An 18307-nucleotide genomic window follows, 5' to 3' on the forward strand; every position below is an offset into this window, starting at 1 on the left:
GCTAAACCTCTTTAGTTTCAGAAACACGCTTGTACCAGTATGCACTTGCCTTCGGATATCTCTTCTGCGTTTCATAATCTACATAGAACAAACCATAACGCTTGTTATAACCATTTGTCCATGAGAACATATCCATTAAAGACCAGACAAAATATCCTTTTACATTTACCCCAGCTTCAATCGCTTTTAATGTGAATTCTAAATGTCTTCTAATAAAGTCAATACGTGGTTCATCATCAATGATTCCATCTTCAAAATCATCTTTATATCCCATACCATTTTCTGTGATATAGATTGCTTTATAGTTTGGATATTGTTGGCGAATACGCACCAACATATCAAACATACTTTCTGGATGAATTAACCAATCCCAGTCCGTACGAGGAATACCTTCCTTTTCCATTCTTCGTCCTACATTTTTTAAACAGAATCTAGAAGTTCCTTTCTCCCCTGTACCATTATGATGAATATCATTTTCTCCTTCATAATGTTGAATAAAACGAGATTGATAATAATTCATACCCATATAGTCATTTAATAATGCAGCTTGTTTCAACACATCAAAATCTTCATCTAATAACTCTAACGTACCATGATTGATGCTGACTAAACGATTGACTACTTCCATTGTTTCTGTTGAATAATAGCCTTTAAATGTTGCATCTAATAAGAATTGATTTTGAAGTACATCTTCATTTTTTGCGGCCTGGATATCATTCAAATTGTTTTCATCAAATGGATATTTATATTCTAAAGACTGTACAACACCAATCTTTCCATTATATCCAGCCTTTTTGTATTCCAACACAGCCAAGGCATGTGCCACCATCATATTGTGCATGATTTGGAAAGCTTTCGTCATATTATACTTTTCCCCATTTGGGAAAGTTCCCTCAATATATGTGTTTGTGGCAACAGCCCAGATTTCATTGAATGTAAACCAATACGTTACTTCGTCTTTATATTCTTCAAAACAATATTTTGAAAATTCTACAAACGCATGGATCGTATCTCGATTTAAGAAATCACCTTTTTGGTAAAGTGTATCTGGTGTATCAAAATGATGCAACGTCACAAATGGCTCTACATGATTTTTATGGCATTCTTGAAATACTCTATGATAGAAATCAACCCCTTCCTGGTTGATTCTTCCAGTTCCTTCCGGAAATATTCTAGCCCATGAAATAGAGATACGAATTCCATTGATGCCAAACATGTTACATAGTTTTAAATCTTGCCCATATTGATGATAGAAATCACTGGCTGGACCCGCTTTAAAACGTCCTTGTTTAGCAAGAAAATCATCCCAAGATACTTTTCCTTTACCATATTCGAGTGTGCTACCTTCGCATTGATATGCGGCAGTAGCACCTCCGAAAATAAAATCATCCGAAAATTTCATACGTTTATCCTTCCTTTACTTGTTCACAAATAAATTCAACGGCACCCTTTGGATCACGAGTTAATTTAATATATTGTGCACCCTTTGTTGCGACAACTTTAGTGCCATATTTAGAAGCATCTTGTTGTACTTCTTCTAAATGCGATTGTACTTGTGGTGATAATACAACAATGTCGTAATCTTTCAAGATATCATAATGTGAACCATATGCACTTGCGGTTGCATCAATTGGTAAGTTTTCAATTTCTGCCCCTTCTTTAACGGCATTGGCAAACATGGCTGATGTTCCAGCACCTACACATAATACTAATACATTAATATTTTTATTTAAACTTAAAGGTTGAACTTCTTTTTCTTCTTCTTTTTCAACTTGTTCTTCTAAAGCATCTAATGCTTCTTTTTCTTTTTCTTCTTCTAACAAAGTTGCATCATACGCCTTAATAAATGGTAAGTAAACAATTCCATCTACAACAATTAATACAACAGCTAATACAACAGCTAATAAACTAATTCCCGTACCTAAGATCAAACCGATTGGTGCTGGTGTTGCCCATGGCAATACGTAGATAAATGAATTCATTTTTAATACATCCACAAAGAATTTAAATAATGAGACGTTGATCATTGGTGTAATCAAGAATGGAATGAAGAAATATGGGTTCAATACAATTGGTGTTGCGAACAACAATGGTTCATTTACCGCAAAACATACAGGAACAAATGTTGTTTTTCCAACCGCTTTTAATTGTTTTGACTTCGCAAATAACATAAATAAGAATGGTACAACAAGTGTAGCTCCAGTTCCTCCCATTGTTCCTACGAAGTTTCCAAGTCCTACAGTTAATACGTTAGATGCTTGTTCACCAGCTTTAAAAAGTGCTAAGTTTGCATCTACATTAGCATAAATAATAGCAGCAATGGCTGGTTCTACAATACTTGGTCCATGTACACCTACAAACCAGAACAATGCCATAGCACCCCAAATAATACAGATTCCTAAATATCCATCGGCAGCTGTAAATAATGGTTGAAGTAATGTGATAATAGCTTCAGCAAAAGTATAATTAAATGCAGTTCTACATGCCACATCAATCAATACACATACTAAAACTGAGAATGAGAATGGGAATACATCTCTAAACATTTGAGAAATTGTTCCCGGAACTTCTTTTGGCATGTGAATTGTTACATCTTTAATAACACAGAATTTATACATATTGACTGTAATGAATGCTGAAACAAATGAAGCTAATAATCCTTTTGTTCCTAGATATGTAGTTGAAATACCACCATCCACATTTGAAACAGCTAACAACATGAATCCAACAATACTTGCCAACATAACACTTGTTGTATTGATAACTTTGTTTTTAGGCATTCTACGATTCATACTTTCAGCTAAACAACGAGCTGTAGTAGCCGCAACCAACAAACCAACAACACCCATTGAATAGTTGTATACTTTCCATAACCAGTCAGATACTGTAGCTGGTAATACAATTCCAAAAATTTCTGGAATCGATGCAGCTAGAATAAATACACTTGAAAATAGGATAGCTGGCATTGCAGTTAAGAAACCATCACGAACAGCTCCTAAATAAATATTTTGTGCAATCTTATCAAAGAAAGGTTTTCCTTTTTCAATTTGCTTAATAATTCCGTCTAACATTATTTATTTCCTCTTTCTTGATATAAATGAATGAAATCATCAACAATATCACGCAATAAAATAGTTGTCATCAAATGATCTTGCCCATGAATGAAAATGAATCCCATTTCCATGTCTTCTCCTCTAGCTTCTTGTTGTAAGATCTTAGTTTGAGACTGGTGTGCCAAATTAATATTTTCATCAGCTTCTTTTAGTTTTTCTTCAACATGTTCAAAATTACCCGCACGCATTTCTTTCAACAATGATAGCAATGTACTTCTTGCATCTCCTGAATATGCAACTATTTCAAATCCAACCATACTTAACTCATCTTTAGTCATTTTCTTTTCTCCTTTTACGATGTGGCCTTATCGTTTACACCATCAGTGTAAGCGTTTTCTAATCAATTATCAACACATTCAAACACTTTTTAGCACTTTTTCAAACATTATTTAACATTTATGCGAATTTTAAGTAATTATAACACATAACTTGTTTGTTTTTGTTTGTTTTATGTTGACTTAATATATTTGAAATGCTATTGTCTAACATAGAAGAAGGTATCAATATGTTAAAAAAAGAACGTTTAGTAAAAATTGCGCATAAAGTAAATCAAAATGGAATTATTACAATCCAAGAAATCATGGATGAATTAGGCGTTTCGGATATGACCGCAAGAAGAGATTTGGATGAACTAGAAAAATCCGGTAAATTATTGAGAGTGCATGGCGGTGCACAAAGCCTTTCTTTTTCTATGGACCATGAATTAAGTCACATTGAAAAATCATCAGTTCAAATTGAAGAAAAGAAAAGGATTGCTCATAAAGCCGCCACTCTCATTTCAGAGGGAGAAACCATTTTCTTAGGTCCTGGTACAACCATTCAATTCCTTGCCGAACAATTAAGTGGAAGAAACATACGTATTATCACAAATAGCTTAGCTGTATTTAATATTCTAGTGAACCATTCCCCTACCGAAGTGATTCTTACAGGTGGGGATTATCGTGATAATACAAATACATTTGTAGGTCCAATCACAAATTTAGTTCTTGGCAAACTAAAATATAACAAAGCATTCATTAGCTGTAACGGAATCTACAACTCATCCATCACAACCTATTCATTAGAGGAAGGAGAATCTCAACAGATCGCATTGGATAATTCTAAAAATAAATATCTATTGGCTGATAATAAAAAATTCAACCGTGCTGATTTCTATATCTATTATGATCTATTTAATTTTGATACATTGATTACAGATGAATCAATTGATGAAGAAGTTCTAGCACACTACAAACAATACGTACAAATTATGACAGTTTAAAAGGAGGCAAAATTTGCCTCCTTTTTACTCTTCATCCTCATCTTCTTCGTTATCTACACGTCTAAACAAACGCTTTTTCTCTTTACCAGTGTGTTGTTCTAACGTATTCCAATCTGTATCCAACTCTTCTTCACTTTCAGATGTATCGTACACATCTTTTCTCGCCTCATTGATACGACTTTCTCTTAATCTTAATTTTGATTTTAATTCCCTAGCTCTTTTCTTTGATTTTCTAAGCATTCTTCCATACGTACAGAATACAATAAATGAAATCAAGAATAGCCCAGCACACAATGCGATACCTGCTAAATAGCCTTGGAAATAAACCTGTAAAAGTCCTGTAACAACGCAGCATGCCATACAGATAAATACTAAGAACATAGTTGAACGGCATGAGCTAGAATATTTTCTAAAGAAACGATATTTTTCGGAATCATTATCAATTTCTTTACGATACTCTCCATCTTCTTCTTCATTTCTAAATGTAAACCATCCGGCATCACTTTTCTTTTTACCATCCGATTTAGAAACAAGTTTCCAACCATCTGCTTCCCAATCACGCCATTGATCTGCATCGGGTTCATTCACATAATAATTCATTGAATAATAATATGTTTTAGGTGTACCTTTTCTAAAGAAATATTTTTTTCCTTCCTGACGAACAAAATGATATCCTTCTTTTGATTTTTCTTGAAGATATGCTTCAATCTTTGGATATTCCGCATATAAGAAGCTCTTTCTTTCTTCATATAAATCTTCATCATCAAGATCTTCTCCATCACCTTCATCATCAAGATTTTCTTCATCAGCTTCAAGCTCGATTGGATAATCATCCTCTTCTTCTTTAACAGGCTGATTATTAAATTCCTTTAATTCATGTTCAATGGATTCCGTTGTAAAATCTTCATCTACATCTATTTTATCAACAACAATCTTTTTAGGTTCAACAGCTGGCTTTAAATCTGCTTCTTCCGGCTCAGCCACATCCTCTACAACAGGTTGCGCAATTACTGTTTTAGGCTCTATCACCTCTTCAACAACAGGCTGTGAGTCTACCTTTTTAGGTTCTACAACATGTTTCTCGATAGGTGCTTCTACCTCTTCAATTGGTGTTACAGGTGTAATATCCACAGATTCAGCAACCTCGTCATCAAAAATGTTTTGATTAATTTTTACATGAGTACGAGCGCTTCTTTTACCAAAAATCGTTTTCTTTTGAGGCTCCTCATCAATATGGAAAACATTTTCCGCATGAAAGTCACGAAGCTCAGGTTCATGTATATTTAAAGATTTAATTCGATCCGTTCTTTTTAATTGCCTTAATTCTTCTAAAGCACTGGGATTCTTTTCATTTTCAATTGCCATAAATATCCCTCCAACTTCAATATTGTACTAATTTAATGAATATTCGTCAAATTCACTAGTATATTTGCCATCTTTAAAAACAAAGATTTTTTCACCATTTTTTAATGTGGCTTCAATCGATAAATCACTCGTTCCAACCATAAAATCTACATGTGTAAATGACTGATTCATTCCATGATCTAATAGCTCTTCCTCACTCATTTTTAATCCACCCTCAATACATTCATTATAGCTTGCACCCAAGGCAAAGTGACAAGAAGCATTTTCATCAATCAATGTTTCATAGAACAATGTATTCAATGCACTAATAGGTGATCCATAAGGAACCAACGCAATTTCACCTAAGTATTTAGCCCCTTCATCTGTGTCTAAAATACTTGTCAAAACCTCTTTTCCTTCCTTTGCATCATAATCTACAACTTGACCATCTTTAAATTCAAGCCAAAAATCCTTTACAATTGCTCCGTTGTATGCCAAAGGTAAGGCACTATACAATTTCCCATTTACTCCTGTCTTTTTAGGTGCTGAGAAAATCTCTTCTGTAGGAATATTAGGGAAATAATATAAACCATTTTCTAAAAATGAACCACCTCCCGCAAATACATAGCCTTCTGGTAATTCAACTACTAAATCCGTTCCTAAAGCATTTTTATAATGTACACTCTCAATATCCAATTGATTTAAAATATTTACACGTTTTTCAAAAGAAGCACGATGCTCATTCCAGTTTTCAATTGCATCCTTTTCATTTACACGACTAATTTTCAATACAGCATCCCATAAATCTGATACTGGATCTTTTGAATCTGGATATACTTTTTGTGCCCAGGCCAATGTTGGAACACTTGCCACACACCAAGAAGATTGTAAATAATCCAATTTATCACGATATGGCTGCGTCATACCTCTCAATGCCTTTGAATAATTTGATAATGATTTAGGGTCCACACCCTTCATAGCATCTGGATCTTCTCCAACTAAACTTAAATAACAAGCGCCTTTCAAGGCAGTTTCATTAAAGAACTGTGCTTCATAGTCATAAGGCATACGATTCCCCGTTTGATAGCGTAAACGATTGATTGCATCATCACTATAACGTACAACAACGTCTTTTGCCCCAACTTCAAAGCATGCCTTCGCTACAAGACGAACAAACTCATTCATTTCTACACTTGCACGAATCACAACAATTTGATCCTTTTGAACATTCAATCCTGAACGAACAATTAAGTCCGCATATTTTTCTTTTAAATTCATCATTCATTTCCTCGATTCTTGCACCTATTATACCAAAAGAAAGAGCACCTTTCGATGCTCTTATTTACTAAATTGTTCTTTTTTTATTTGATCAAAAAACGCTTTGGGATTTTCACACATCGAATGACTGCCACAATGTCCACAACTGCCACCACAACTTGATTTTCCACTCTTTTTATCTTTATAAATGCTTCGACAAGCTAAACCTGCACAGGCACACACTACTAATAAAACTAGAAACGTTGATAGATTCATGAAATCCCTCCTTTATGTTTATTTTACCGCAAATTCAACTTCTGCAGTATCACTTTCTTTTGATGGACGAACCAATAGATAAATCAATCCAATCAATAAGATAAATCCTACAATTGTTCCAAAACCAAATGAACCTCCATTAATTAAGCTTCCTAATTGGTAAACAATCAATGAACATACATAAGCAAATCCACATTGATATCCAATTGCGATCCAGAACCATTTTGTATTATTCATTTCACGCTTGATAGCTCCCATTGCCGCAAAACATGGAGCACACAATAAGTTAAATACCATAAATGAATATGCAGCTAATGGTGTAAAGCTTGCAGATAATTGACCCCAGAATTCATTACCCTCTTCAGCAACTTCGGCAAAACCATACAATTGGCCAAATGTTGCGACAACGTTTTCTTTGGCAATCAATCCTGTTACACTAGCAACAGCCGCTTTCCAATCACCCCATCCAAGTGGCGAGAAAATCCATGCGAATGTTTGTCCAATTGAAGATAGAATTGAATGATCAATATCATCAACCATGCCAAATCCACCTTTTTCCCATCCAAATCCTTGTAAGAACCACAATACGATAGTTGAAAGTAAGATGATTGTTCCAGCTTTCTTAATAAAACTTGAACCACGTTCCCACATACTTCTCAATACGTTAACTGCACGAGGCATATGGTATGCTGGCATTTCCATGACAAATGGCGCAGGGTCTCCGGCAAATAATTTTGTCTTCTTTAACATAATACCCGAAACAATAACAGCTGCCATACCTACAAAGTAAGCACTTGGAGCTACCCAGCTAGCACCATGGAAAATAGCACCAGCAATTAAACCAATGATTGGCATCTTAGCACCACAAGGAATGAATGTTGTTGTCATGATAGTCATCTTACGATCACGATCACTTTCAATTGTACGACTTGCCATAACAGCAGGCACGCCACATCCAGTACCAATCAACATTGGAATAAATGATTTTCCAGATAAACCAAACTTACGGAAAATACGGTCCATAATAAAGGCAACACGTGCCATATATCCACAATCTTCTAAAATTGCTAAGAAGAAGAATAATACTAACATCTGTGGTACAAAGCCAATAACAGCTCCTACACCACCAATAATACCATCAACAATCAATCCATGTAACCAATCTGCACATTGAATTGAAGTTAAGAAACTATCCACTGCAGGTGGAATGATTTCACCAAACAATACATCGTTTGTCCAATCTGTTACGAATGTTCCTACTGTCGTTACTGAAATATAATATACAAACCACATAACTACCGCAAAGATTGGAAGTGCCAAAACACGATTTGTGACAATACGGTCAATTTTATCTGAAGTCGTTAACACTTCTTTTGATCCCTTTTTGTAACAATCCTTGATTACACTTGTAATATATGTATAACGTGCATCTGTAATAATTGATTCACTATCATCATCCATTGACTTTTCAACAGCTTCAATAACATTTGCGTCTGCCTTTGTTTGAATAGCTGCTTCGATTTTGTCATCTCTTTCAAACAATTTAACAGCATAGAAGAAACGACGACTTGCTTCAATACTTGCTGGCAAGCTTGTTTCAATTGTATTTAACGCATTCAACACTTTACCTACATAAATATTTTTAGGTTTACATTGCGTATTTGCTGCCTTTTTTACTGCAACCATCAACTCTTTGATTCCCGTATTTTTCAATGCTGAAATCGGCAATACAGGACATCCTAATTCTTCAGATAACTTTTTATAGTCAATTGTATCTTTTCTTTTTTCGATGACATCCAACATATTGATTGCGACAACCGTTGGTATACCAAGCTCTAAAATTTGTGTTGTTAAGAATAGGTTTCTCTCTAAGTTTGAACCATCAATGATGTTCAAAACAACATCCACATTTCCATTCAACAAAAATTCACGAGATACGACTTCTTCCAAAGTGTATGGTGATAATGAATAAATTCCTGGTAAATCCGTAATTTTAATATCTTTATCTTCCTTATACTTTCCTTCTTTTTTTTCAACAGTTACCCCAGGCCAGTTACCTACATATTGTGTAGCTCCTGTTAAGCCATTAAACAATGTGGTTTTACCACAGTTAGGGTTACCTGCTAACGCTACTTGAATCGACATAATTCCCTCCTATTTTTTTACTTTACTCTACTTCAACCATTTCTGCGTCTGCTTTACGAATAGACAATTGATATCCACGAACCGTTAATTCAATAGGATCTCCTAATGGCGCTACCTTTTGAATTGTAACACTTACACCTTTAGTAATTCCCATATCCATAATTCTTCGTTTTGTTGCTCCTTGACCAGACAATTTCTTGACTGTCACTGTTTGACCAATTGAAACTTTATTTAAAGTCATAATTACTCCTTTCTACACCATGATCTTTCTTGCGAGTTCTTCACTAATGGCTATTCGAACCTCTTTAACATTAACAATTACGTTACCATTGGTTTTGCTAACAACCACAATCACAGCTCCAGGCACAAAGCCCAAGTTTTCTAAGTGTCGCTGCTGCTCTTTTGAACCACCAATTTTTTTGATTGTATTGACTGAATTTAAATCTGCAAAAGATAATGGCATATCGAACCCTCCTGGTTAGACTTTTCTAACACAGTTAGTTTACTCTTACCTAGGCCTGATGTCAACAAAAAGTTGCACAAGATTAACTTGGTTTGACACATCTAACTATTTGGTGTATTTTTTTGAAAGGAGGACATCAAATTATGAACTTACCGACAATTATTATTTGTGGCATCTTAGTTATTATTATCTATATTGGTATTCGTTCCACCAAAAAAAGAGCTACCTCAGGATGTTGTGGTTCAAGTGAATCTGTTAAAAAAGTAAAGGTAAAAGATAAAAATAAAGAACATTACCCTTACAAAGCGGTTTTAAAAGTATATGACATTCATTGTCAAAACTGTGTTCGTACCATTGAAAATGCATTCAATAGCCAAGAAGGTTTTTATGCCAAAGTAAACACAGAAGACAATACAGTGACTATTTTATCTAAACAAGAACATACAACTGATGAATTGATTGATATTGTAACAAAAGCTGGATATACATCAAAAGCATTATAAAATAAAAAGATGCGTTTACAACAAGCAAAATAACGCATCTTTTTTTTGTACTTTTAAATAAGGTGTTTTATGAATCGCCCGATCCACTTCTTGACATTTTTTTACAATCACAACATTCTCTGAATCCATAAAAAAATATAAATCATGATACAGATATACTTTCTTAAATCGTTTTAAAGAAAATGTCTGTTGATCATACAACATATAATCTTTTCGAAAGTGAACATTAAATTCACCTGTTTCTTTTTCCTGTACCCTCTTTCTACATCTTCTCTTCTCCAAAAAACGGCAGATAAGAATATAAATTACTACACAAAGACAAATCAAGGAACAAAGAAATAAGAATACCGATGTAACGGATGCCACGCGAATTAAGCTAGCTCCTACAACCCAACATAAAAGCGTACCCGCTACAGTATAACCCAACACAAATGTATTTCGTAAAACTAAATTTTTTTGTTTTAAATTTGTATAATACACAATATCTGTAATATCCTTTAATTCAGAATGATTTAATTTTTGTACCATAGAATTCCTCCATCTCTATATTATAATCAGAAGAAAAGGCATCATCAACCGATAATGCCTAAAGATATTTTCGCGTACTTGTTGACGCAATCGCAAATGTACTTCCATTATGTAATAAGCTTGAAGTATTTGGACTCATAAATCCCAAGGCTCCAAGTGCAATCAAACTAGAATTAAACGCAACAATAAAACGATAATTAGCATGAATTCGATCAAACAAAGAAACCGATAGTTTTCTTAGAGTTACCAATTCATTTAAGTTACTAGAAACTAATGTAACATCCGCAAGTTCTCGAGCTAAATCTGAACTGTCCTGCATAGATATCGAAACATTCGCTGTAGATAAAGCAGGCGTATCATTAATACCATCACCAACCATGATTACTGTATGGCCTTCATCTTTTAAAGATTGAATATAACTTGCTTTTCCTTCTGGTAAAATCGAAGAACGATAATCATCAAGATCCAATTCATTAGCTACAGCTTTGGCCGCATTGTTACAATCTCCGGTCAACATGACAACTTTTTGAATACCTAAATTCTTTAATTCATGGATCACTTGTTTCGCTTCTTGTTTTAAAGGATCATAGATACTGATGATACCAGCCACTTGATTATCAATGGCTAAGTAAATCAAAGAACCGGCTCCATCTTTCTCTAATAAAGTAATGATATCTTCTAATTCCTGTGTCTTTTCAACACCATCATCTTCAAAGATAAAGTGATCACTACCAATCACTGTATGTAAGCCATGTAAGGTTGTCGCAATGCCATGTGCAACAATATATTCCACTTTGGCATGTTCTTCTTCATGAACCAAGCCTTCTTTTTTTGCTTGATTGACAATCGCATTGGCTACACTATGAGGGAAATGCTCTTCTAGACAAGCCGCAATGCGTAGTACCTCATCTCGACTATATCCATTAAGAGGAGTTACTTTTTGAACTTGAGGGTTGGCATTTGTCAATGTACCTGTTTTATCAAATACAATGACATCCGCATCTTTTACAGCTTCTAAATATTTTCCACCTTTGACAAGGACATTCCGATTGCTCGCTTCCAACATCGCACTAATAACAGAAATAGAAGTGGACAATCGTATTGCGCACGAATAATCAACCATTAATACAGAAGTAGCTCTTGTCACATCACGTGTAAGTGCCAAGACTCCAAAGAATCCCAAAAAACTAAATGGCACAATGGAATCCGCCAAATGTTCAGCTTTTGCCTGAATGCTCGCCTTTAAAGATTCGTTGGTATCAATCATTTTCACAATATTGCTGATACGACTTTCATCTTGTAAATTACGAACTTTAATAAATAATTTTCCTTCTTCAATTAAAGTTCCGGCAAAAACCGTATCCTCCTTTACCACTCGTCTAGACAAAGGTTCACCTGTAAAGCTAGCCTCATTGACCATGGCTTCTCCATCCACAACTTCTCCATCGATAGGAATCATCGCTCCCGTTTGAGAAACAACAATATCCCCTTTTTTAAGTTTTGCCATGGGAATCTCTTGTTCCACTCCATCAGCATAGATCCAAACTTTATCAAACTGTATAGATAAACTTTGTGATAATTCCAAGTTTGTTTTTTTATGTGTATAGTCCTCTAATAAATCTGAAACATTGAGCAACATCATAATATTACCGGCAATATTAAAATTTTTTTGTAAAAGGCTCACACCTATACTTGTCGCATCCAGTAACGGAACATTTACTTTCATTTGCGATAAGGATTTTAAACCTTCTTTTATAAATCCAAGTGATTTATAAATCGTAATTGCATTTCCGATTCCTGTTGGTAAAAACCAACGTATAAAATATCGTTTCCCAATTATTTTGAAAAAACGACGTTTATATTCTGCATTCATTGCCTTTACTTCTGGCGTTTGTGAGTGAAATACAATACCGGAAGTATCCACTTCTTTTAAATATCCAAGATTCAAATTATGAAGTTTCTCCAATAAAGTATCTTTACAAGTTGCATCATACTGCATTAAAACACTTCCGGTAATTGAATTCACTTCTACACTATGAATCATGGACCAATTGCTAAGATCTCTTTTTAAAACTTCACCTTCAACAGGTGAAAACACATCTTTCCCATAACGTATACGCATTCTTCCAGGTATATCATGGGCGATTGCAAATGAAATCATCTTGAATTAGCCTTCGTTTTTAACTTTTGCTTCTTCTAAAAGATCCTTAGCATCTTCTTTGATTGTCTCATATTTACAAGTTGTATCAGATTTAAATTTCATACCACCAGCTAAACCTTTTACAGCTAAATCGTGTGCTGTATCACTCTTCAAAAATTTTGAACCAGCTAAGGCAGTGGCTGCACCACCAATAAAAGTCCACATTGTCTTGTTTTTCCATCCATCTTTCATAATATAGATCCTCCTTTTCAATGGTAAAAAAAAGATAACATTTGAAAAATCAAACATCAAGTTTTTTTTGTTAGGAAAAGCTACCCGCTTTTTTGTTAGTTTTCTCTAACCATGGTTAGTATAATCTTACTTTTTTTATTTGTAAATAAAAAAAGGACACTTTTATAATGTCCTCATCTTATGAAATCAAATTATTAAACAAGTGAAAAGAGCGATTCCATAATTGCATTTAGTGATAGTTAGTTTCTTCTAACTGCATTAGTTATACCCTGCTTTTAATTATTTGTCAACAAAAAAAACAAAAAACTGTCTTACGACAGTTTCATTATGCATTTAAAGCTGCTTTTGCTTCTTCGCAAAGTTTAGTGAAGCCTTCAGCATCGTGAATAGCCATTTCACTTAACATTTTACGGTTGATAGCAATATTAGCTAATTTTAATCCGTGCATTAAACGAGAGTATGATAAGTCATTCATACGTGCAGCTGCATTAATACGTGTAATCCAGATTTTACGCATGTTTCCTTTTAACTTACGACGATCGTTGTATGCATATCTGAATGAATGCATTACCTGCTCATTTGCAGTTTTGTATAATGTATGTTTTGATCCAAAGTATCCTTTGGCAAGTTTCAACACTTTTTTTCTACGAGCGCGTGAAACTGTTCCACCTTTAACTCTTGCCATTCTTTATATCCTCCTTAATTACTTAACTAACATTTCCTTAATACGTTTGTAATCTGTAGCATGTACAGTACCTGGTTTAGCTAAGTGACGACGTTGTTTCTTAGTCTTTCCATGGAAACGGTGAGATGTATAAGCGTGTGATCTCTTTAATTTTCCAGAACCTGTCTTTTTTACACGTTTTGCTAATCCTCTGTGGCTCTTCATTTTAGGCATAGTCTAGTCCTCCTTACTTCTTTTTAGGTGCCAACACTGTTGACATCGTATTTCCTTCCATTGAAGGTTTCTTCTCAACGACAGCTACTTCATTCATAGCTTCGATGAAGTCATTCATGATCTTACGACCAACTTCCAAGCGAGTGATCAAACGACCACGGAATCGCATATCAATCTTTACTTTCATACCCGCTTCGATCCATTTTGACGTTTGACGTACTTTTGTTTCGAAATCGTGTGTATCGATAATCGGTGATAAACGTAAAGATTTTACTTCTACAACATGTTGCTTACGCTTAGCTTCTTTTGCTTTCTTTTGTTGTTCAAAGTGATAACGACCATAATCTAAAACTTTACATACGGCCGGACGCGCTTTGGGTGCAACACACAACAAGTCTAAATTTTGTTTGTATGCAATGTCCAATGCTTCTTTTTTTGACATAACTCCCAATTGTTCTCCATCCGCATTGATGACAAGAACTTCTCTAAACGGAATCTTTTCGTTAAACAAATCATCGTTTACATTATTTGGGGCAACTTTTCTATTATTGATATTCGACACCATCCTTTTTCATTTTTCCAAAAAGAAAATGGGCACGTACGCACCCATCACTCTTTTAAACGAATTCAAACTGAATTGGCCGTGAACCTATGTCCCTTAGACATCAGGTGAGAAGGGGTGCTTCTATCTTTCCATTTCTTTTACCTATTGATAATACCATACACTTATGGCATATGCAATATTTTTTTCAAAAAAATAAAGTCGAATCAATCGACTTATACACATAAATGGTGGACTCTTGGGGATTCGAACCCCAGACCCACTGATTAAGAGTCAGTTGCTCTGCCAGCTGAGCTAAGAGTCCATTTATCAGTGCCCATATATATTAGCACAGCTTTTTCTTGAGTGCAACCACTTTTTAAAAAAAATAAGGATATTTTAGTCATATCCTTATTCCATCATAGCCATCTTCTCTTCCCATTCCTTCATCAATGAAGCAATTTCATTATGTTTATCATCGATTTTCGCATCCAATTCTTCCATCTTACGATAATCTTGATAATATTCAGGCTCATACCTTAATTCTCGCATTGCCTCAAGATCCTGTTCAGCCTCATCGAGTAGTACTTCAAGTTTTGCCACACGATTTTTAATCGCTTTTAAATCAGTAAAAGATACAGTAGTTGGTTTACTTTCTTTCTCTACTTTTGCTACCGACTCAACCAAATCATTGCTAGCCTTTTTTTCTAAATACTCCTCATAGTTTAAATCATAGACTTTACTCACAGAATCCATTTCCAATACACGAGTAGCCATTTTTTTCAAAAACATACGATCATGTGAAACAAATAGAATCGTACCATCATATTTTTCCAATGCTGACTCTAATGCTTCCTTAGCTGGAATATCCAAGTGGTTTGTCGGTTCATCCAGCAACAAGACATTATCATGTTCTAACATTAATTTTGCTAATGCTAAACGAACTCTTTCACCACCCGACAAATCATTAACTTCTTTAAACACTTCATCCTGCGTGAATAAAAAACTAGCCAATGTGTTTCGAATCTGTGTTTGTGTCGCATCCGGATCCATATCCCACAATTCATCTAATACATTCTTACTCGATTTCATTTGTGCACTTTCCTGATTGAAATAGCCCACGTCAATTTGGTGCCCAAACTTAAAACTTCCAGATAAAGCAGGAAGCTCCTTTACCAATGTTTTGATCAATGTCGATTTACCAATTCCATTCGGACCAACAATAGCCATTCTTTGTCCCTGAAGCAATTGAAAAGACACTTCAGAAAGCACTGTATCATAGCCCACCTTTAAATCTTCCACTTCAAGAACCTGTTTGCCACCTTTTCTAGCACATGTAAAGGTAGCTTTCATTTGACTCGTATCCGATGAACTATCCTCAATTTTATCCATTCGATCTAAATATTTCTGCTTACTCTTTGCGAATGCAGCTTTATTTTTCTTATATCTAAACTTCTCAATCAAATCCTCTAAACGATGAATTTCCTGCTGTTGTCGAATATAAGCCTCATGATTCTTCTTTAGATACTCATCCTTTGCCTTTAAATAATGTGAATAATCTCCAACATAACGTTGTGTTTTACCAAATTCAATTTCAACAATTTCATCCACAACATGATCCAAAAACATACGGTCGTGACTAACTAGCACAACTGCAAAAGGATAGTGCTTTACATAATTTTCTAACCATTCAATAGCTTCAACATCCAAATGGTTTGTCGGCTCATCCAACAATAAAATATCTGGCTTAGTCAACAATAGCTTAACCAAGGCAATTCTTGTTTTTTGACCCGAACTAAATTCACATAACTTTTTATTTAAATCATTTTCATCAAATTGGAAATGATAAAAAACATTTTTTAATTCCACCTCATACTGATATCCATTTAACGCTTCAAAGCGAGTTTGTAAAGCATCATATCGAGCTAACTGTTTCTCACTATGATCTTCTTTTAATACTTCTGCCTGGGCATTCAATTGAACCTCAAGCTCACGAACTGTATCAAATGCCGTTAATAGCTCTTCATACACTGTTTTTTCCTCATCAACAAATGTAATCTGCGCTAAATACCCAATATTCGTACTATTCAACAGCATACGTGAACCCGAGTCATAGTTTTCTTGTCCACATATAATCTTCATCAGTGTCGTTTTGCCACAGCCATTACGACCTACAAGTGCAATCTTTTCATTATCACGAACCTGAAAATTTGCACCTGTCAATACCGTTTTCGCACCAAATGACTTTTGTATATTACTCAATTGCAACTTCATTATATCATCACCTTTAAACTTCAAAATATGCGATAATGCCACTTACTAAAGCCTTTGCCAAAGCATTTTCATTATCCTTATAATATGTCACACTTTCAGAATTGGTTGCACTTGCATACGCAAAATATAAACCATACATTCCATAAGAATTTTTATATCCTTCATTCTTCATTTCACTACCATACAAGCCCGTATAAGTCGCTCTTCCACCTGTTTCCCTTAATTGTGGATAGAACTCATATTTTTCAACTTTCCCATCGCCATCTTCCACAAAAGAATCATTCAACACGCCCATATTTTGAGTCGTGTTTGTTCTAGCTGCATAAAGTGTTAAGCCCTTTTTATTCATCACATACGAAATAGTATTCGCCAAGCCACTATTTGTATATGGACTTGTTAACATATATGGTGCATACACATTTTCATCTTGACTCGCTCCTAAAGCTAGATACAATTTTGCCTTTGCCTTATACGCTCTTGCCGGACGACCATCTGCTCCATAATAGCCTGGAGTTTCATTTTCATTACGTAAGATTTTAACTTTTAAACCCTGTTTTTCTAATTCCTTTTTAACCTTTTTTGCTAACACTAAAGATGTCGTTGGCTCATCTAAAATTTCTGTACTTGCCCCAATATCCACTGAATTTGAGCTATAATTCATCGCATTTCCACATGGATCAATAACCACATCATATACATTTGATTTAGGAATATGCTTAGTTACGATAATAAATGCATAATTCTTTGTTAATTGAATCTCTTGATTCTTTAACGCATCCTTATCCGCTATAAAAGTAATATCTTTTACTTTTTTATTACGACGCATCGTTGTTATAGTTTTCGCCTTAAATGCTTTGTCAAAATAAATTCGTTCCTTCTCATAATGATTATATGTATATAATTCATAAACTCCTTCTTTTAAAGAACCTAAATCAATACCCGAATCTACTTTTCCATTAAAAGTAAAGCTAGTAATTGAATCATTCATGACATTTCTTAGAACAATGTTATTTCCTTGCATTTTGTCTGTTTTAACCGAGCCATATCTATCTTTATATAAAGATAAAGTTTCTCCATAAACCACATAATCCTTTAATTGGTTAGAAGATTCAAAGCTTGTTTCCACCTTTTGTTGAAGCTTTTCAACATCTACAGTATCTAAATAAGATTGTGAAAGTTTATCCAATTCTGTCGGTCTTGACACATATAAAAAAGCACAAACAACCGCAACCGCAACCGTAACAATGCCAGTGATCATTGTGCGTAAATTTCTTTTCTTTTTCACTCTAACTTTTTTCATACCCCTTATTTA

Annotated in this window: 19 protein-coding genes and 1 tRNA gene; 2 read left to right on the forward strand and 18 right to left on the reverse strand. The window is 34.6% G+C overall.

Translation table 11 applies throughout. From position 1 onward, the window contains the following. Position 1: 1 nt before the first annotated feature. The 3 genes from lacG to DWY01_RS04405 are packed head-to-tail and all read right to left on the reverse strand — an operon-like array spanning position 2 to position 3391. The gene (gene lacG, locus DWY01_RS04395) at positions 2 to 1402 is read right to left on the reverse strand and encodes a 6-phospho-beta-galactosidase (RefSeq protein WP_117993676.1); all 1401 of its coding nucleotides are present in this window, start codon (positions 1400 to 1402) and stop codon (positions 2 to 4) included. 4 nt (positions 1403 to 1406) lie between these two features. Beyond that, complete coding sequence (locus DWY01_RS04400; protein WP_117993681.1) at positions 1407 to 3071, reverse strand: PTS transporter subunit EIIC; 1665 nt, start codon at positions 3069 to 3071, stop codon at positions 1407 to 1409. Beyond that, the gene (locus DWY01_RS04405) at positions 3071 to 3391 is read right to left on the reverse strand and encodes a PTS lactose/cellobiose transporter subunit IIA (protein WP_117993685.1); all 321 of its coding nucleotides are present in this window, start codon (positions 3389 to 3391) and stop codon (positions 3071 to 3073) included. The genes DWY01_RS04400 and DWY01_RS04405 overlap by 1 nt, the downstream gene beginning before the upstream one ends. Positions 3392 to 3618: 227 nt before the next feature. On the opposite strand from DWY01_RS04405, the gene DWY01_RS04410 reads away from it, so the two are divergent. Beyond that, positions 3619 to 4374 carry a DeoR/GlpR family DNA-binding transcription regulator gene (locus DWY01_RS04410; protein WP_117993689.1) on the forward strand — a complete coding sequence of 252 codons (756 nt, stop codon included), beginning with the start codon at positions 3619 to 3621 and terminating at the stop codon, positions 4372 to 4374. A 24-nt stretch (positions 4375 to 4398) separates the two neighbouring features. Here DWY01_RS04410 and DWY01_RS04415 read toward each other — a convergent pair whose 3' ends face one another. From DWY01_RS04415 to DWY01_RS04440, 6 genes are read right to left on the reverse strand one after another with little or no spacing between them, the layout of a single operon-like run. Further along, positions 4399 to 5739, reverse strand: coding sequence for a DUF2812 domain-containing protein (locus tag DWY01_RS04415; RefSeq protein ID WP_117993694.1), 1341 nt, complete (start codon positions 5737 to 5739; stop codon positions 4399 to 4401). 27 nt (positions 5740 to 5766) lie between these two features. Then, positions 5767 to 6999: an aminopeptidase gene (locus tag DWY01_RS04420; RefSeq protein ID WP_199519873.1), complete on the reverse strand. Its 1233-nt coding sequence runs from the start codon at positions 6997 to 6999 to the stop codon at positions 5767 to 5769. Positions 7000 to 7056: 57 nt separating this feature from the next. After that, complete coding sequence (locus DWY01_RS04425) at positions 7057 to 7251, reverse strand: FeoB-associated Cys-rich membrane protein (protein WP_117571189.1); 195 nt, start codon at positions 7249 to 7251, stop codon at positions 7057 to 7059. Positions 7252 to 7269: 18 nt separating this feature from the next. Further along, entirely contained in the window at positions 7270 to 9396 is a 2127-nt protein-coding gene (feoB, locus tag DWY01_RS04430) for a ferrous iron transport protein B (RefSeq protein WP_117993698.1), read from the reverse strand. A gap of 22 nt (positions 9397 to 9418) precedes the next feature. Next, the gene (locus DWY01_RS04435; RefSeq protein ID WP_371412814.1) at positions 9419 to 9640 is read right to left on the reverse strand and encodes a ferrous iron transport protein A; all 222 of its coding nucleotides are present in this window, start codon (positions 9638 to 9640) and stop codon (positions 9419 to 9421) included. Positions 9641 to 9649: 9 nt separating this feature from the next. Beyond that, positions 9650 to 9859: a FeoA family protein gene (locus DWY01_RS04440; protein WP_117993705.1), complete on the reverse strand. Its 210-nt coding sequence runs from the start codon at positions 9857 to 9859 to the stop codon at positions 9650 to 9652. A gap of 143 nt (positions 9860 to 10002) precedes the next feature. Between DWY01_RS04440 and DWY01_RS04445 the strand changes: the two genes are divergently transcribed. Continuing rightward, positions 10003 to 10362 (forward strand): heavy-metal-associated domain-containing protein, encoded by a 360-nt coding sequence (locus tag DWY01_RS04445; RefSeq protein WP_117993709.1) that lies wholly within the window; start codon positions 10003 to 10005, stop codon positions 10360 to 10362. Positions 10363 to 10377: 15 nt separating this feature from the next. On the opposite strand, the gene DWY01_RS04450 is transcribed toward DWY01_RS04445, so the two are convergent. The 9 genes from DWY01_RS04450 to DWY01_RS04490 all read right to left on the reverse strand — a co-directional run bounded on the left by DWY01_RS04450 (position 10378) and on the right by DWY01_RS04490 (position 18295). Next, positions 10378 to 10890: a hypothetical protein gene (locus tag DWY01_RS04450; protein ID WP_117993713.1), complete on the reverse strand. Its 513-nt coding sequence runs from the start codon at positions 10888 to 10890 to the stop codon at positions 10378 to 10380. A gap of 58 nt (positions 10891 to 10948) precedes the next feature. Then, positions 10949 to 13051: a heavy metal translocating P-type ATPase gene (locus tag DWY01_RS04455; protein WP_117993720.1), complete on the reverse strand. Its 2103-nt coding sequence runs from the start codon at positions 13049 to 13051 to the stop codon at positions 10949 to 10951. A gap of 6 nt (positions 13052 to 13057) precedes the next feature. After that, positions 13058 to 13282 carry a hypothetical protein gene (locus DWY01_RS04460; RefSeq protein ID WP_040466441.1) on the reverse strand — a complete coding sequence of 75 codons (225 nt, stop codon included), beginning with the start codon at positions 13280 to 13282 and terminating at the stop codon, positions 13058 to 13060. 325 nt (positions 13283 to 13607) lie between these two features. Further along, entirely contained in the window at positions 13608 to 13967 is a 360-nt protein-coding gene (gene rplT, locus DWY01_RS04465; protein ID WP_003865814.1) for a 50S ribosomal protein L20, read from the reverse strand. An 18-nt stretch (positions 13968 to 13985) separates the two neighbouring features. Further along, positions 13986 to 14180, reverse strand: coding sequence for a 50S ribosomal protein L35 (gene rpmI, locus DWY01_RS04470; protein WP_003865815.1), 195 nt, complete (start codon positions 14178 to 14180; stop codon positions 13986 to 13988). A 13-nt stretch (positions 14181 to 14193) separates the two neighbouring features. Continuing rightward, positions 14194 to 14745 carry a translation initiation factor IF-3 gene (gene infC, locus DWY01_RS04475; protein WP_117993723.1) on the reverse strand — a complete coding sequence of 184 codons (552 nt, stop codon included), beginning with the start codon at positions 14743 to 14745 and terminating at the stop codon, positions 14194 to 14196. Positions 14746 to 14970: 225 nt separating this feature from the next. Further along, positions 14971 to 15046, reverse strand: a tRNA-Lys gene (locus DWY01_RS04480). 86 nt (positions 15047 to 15132) lie between these two features. Continuing rightward, a complete protein-coding gene (locus DWY01_RS04485) occupies positions 15133 to 16995 on the reverse strand; it encodes an ABC-F family ATP-binding cassette domain-containing protein (protein WP_117993727.1) in 1863 nt (620 codons plus the stop codon). A 13-nt stretch (positions 16996 to 17008) separates the two neighbouring features. Further along, positions 17009 to 18295, reverse strand: coding sequence for a hypothetical protein (locus DWY01_RS04490; RefSeq protein ID WP_117993732.1), 1287 nt, complete (start codon positions 18293 to 18295; stop codon positions 17009 to 17011). Positions 18296 to 18307 lie beyond the last annotated feature (12 nt).

The sequence above is a fragment of the Eubacterium sp. AF22-8LB genome (genome assembly GCF_003458715.1).
GTDB lineage: Bacteria > Bacillota_I > Bacilli_A > Erysipelotrichales > Erysipelotrichaceae > Holdemanella.

Coding starts and splice junctions, on each gene's coding strand:
- lacG (WP_117993676.1), bottom strand. CDS start 1,402: ATGAAATTTTCGGATGATTTTATTTTCGGAGGTGCTACTGCCGCATAT.
- DWY01_RS04400 (WP_117993681.1), bottom strand. CDS start 3,071: ATGTTAGACGGAATTATTAAGCAAATTGAAAAAGGAAAACCTTTCTTT.
- DWY01_RS04405 (WP_117993685.1), bottom strand. CDS start 3,391: ATGACTAAAGATGAGTTAAGTATGGTTGGATTTGAAATAGTTGCATAT.
- DWY01_RS04410 (WP_117993689.1), top strand. CDS start 3,619: ATGTTAAAAAAAGAACGTTTAGTAAAAATTGCGCATAAAGTAAATCAA.
- DWY01_RS04415 (WP_117993694.1), bottom strand. CDS start 5,739: ATGGCAATTGAAAATGAAAAGAATCCCAGTGCTTTAGAAGAATTAAGG.
- DWY01_RS04420 (WP_199519873.1), bottom strand. CDS start 6,999: ATGATGAATTTAAAAGAAAAATATGCGGACTTAATTGTTCGTTCAGGA.
- DWY01_RS04425 (WP_117571189.1), bottom strand. CDS start 7,251: ATGAATCTATCAACGTTTCTAGTTTTATTAGTAGTGTGTGCCTGTGCA.
- feoB (WP_117993698.1), bottom strand. CDS start 9,396: ATGTCGATTCAAGTAGCGTTAGCAGGTAACCCTAACTGTGGTAAAACC.
- DWY01_RS04440 (WP_117993705.1), bottom strand. CDS start 9,859: ATGCCATTATCTTTTGCAGATTTAAATTCAGTCAATACAATCAAAAAA.
- DWY01_RS04445 (WP_117993709.1), top strand. CDS start 10,003: ATGAACTTACCGACAATTATTATTTGTGGCATCTTAGTTATTATTATC.
- DWY01_RS04450 (WP_117993713.1), bottom strand. CDS start 10,890: ATGGTACAAAAATTAAATCATTCTGAATTAAAGGATATTACAGATATT.
- DWY01_RS04455 (WP_117993720.1), bottom strand. CDS start 13,051: ATGATTTCATTTGCAATCGCCCATGATATACCTGGAAGAATGCGTATA.
- DWY01_RS04460 (WP_040466441.1), bottom strand. CDS start 13,282: ATGAAAGATGGATGGAAAAACAAGACAATGTGGACTTTTATTGGTGGT.
- rplT (WP_003865814.1), bottom strand. CDS start 13,967: ATGGCAAGAGTTAAAGGTGGAACAGTTTCACGCGCTCGTAGAAAAAAA.
- rpmI (WP_003865815.1), bottom strand. CDS start 14,180: ATGCCTAAAATGAAGAGCCACAGAGGATTAGCAAAACGTGTAAAAAAG.
- infC (WP_117993723.1), bottom strand. CDS start 14,745: ATGGTGTCGAATATCAATAATAGAAAAGTTGCCCCAAATAATGTAAAC.
- DWY01_RS04485 (WP_117993727.1), bottom strand. CDS start 16,995: ATGAAGTTGCAATTGAGTAATATACAAAAGTCATTTGGTGCGAAAACG.
- DWY01_RS04490 (WP_117993732.1), bottom strand. CDS start 18,295: ATGAAAAAAGTTAGAGTGAAAAAGAAAAGAAATTTACGCACAATGATC.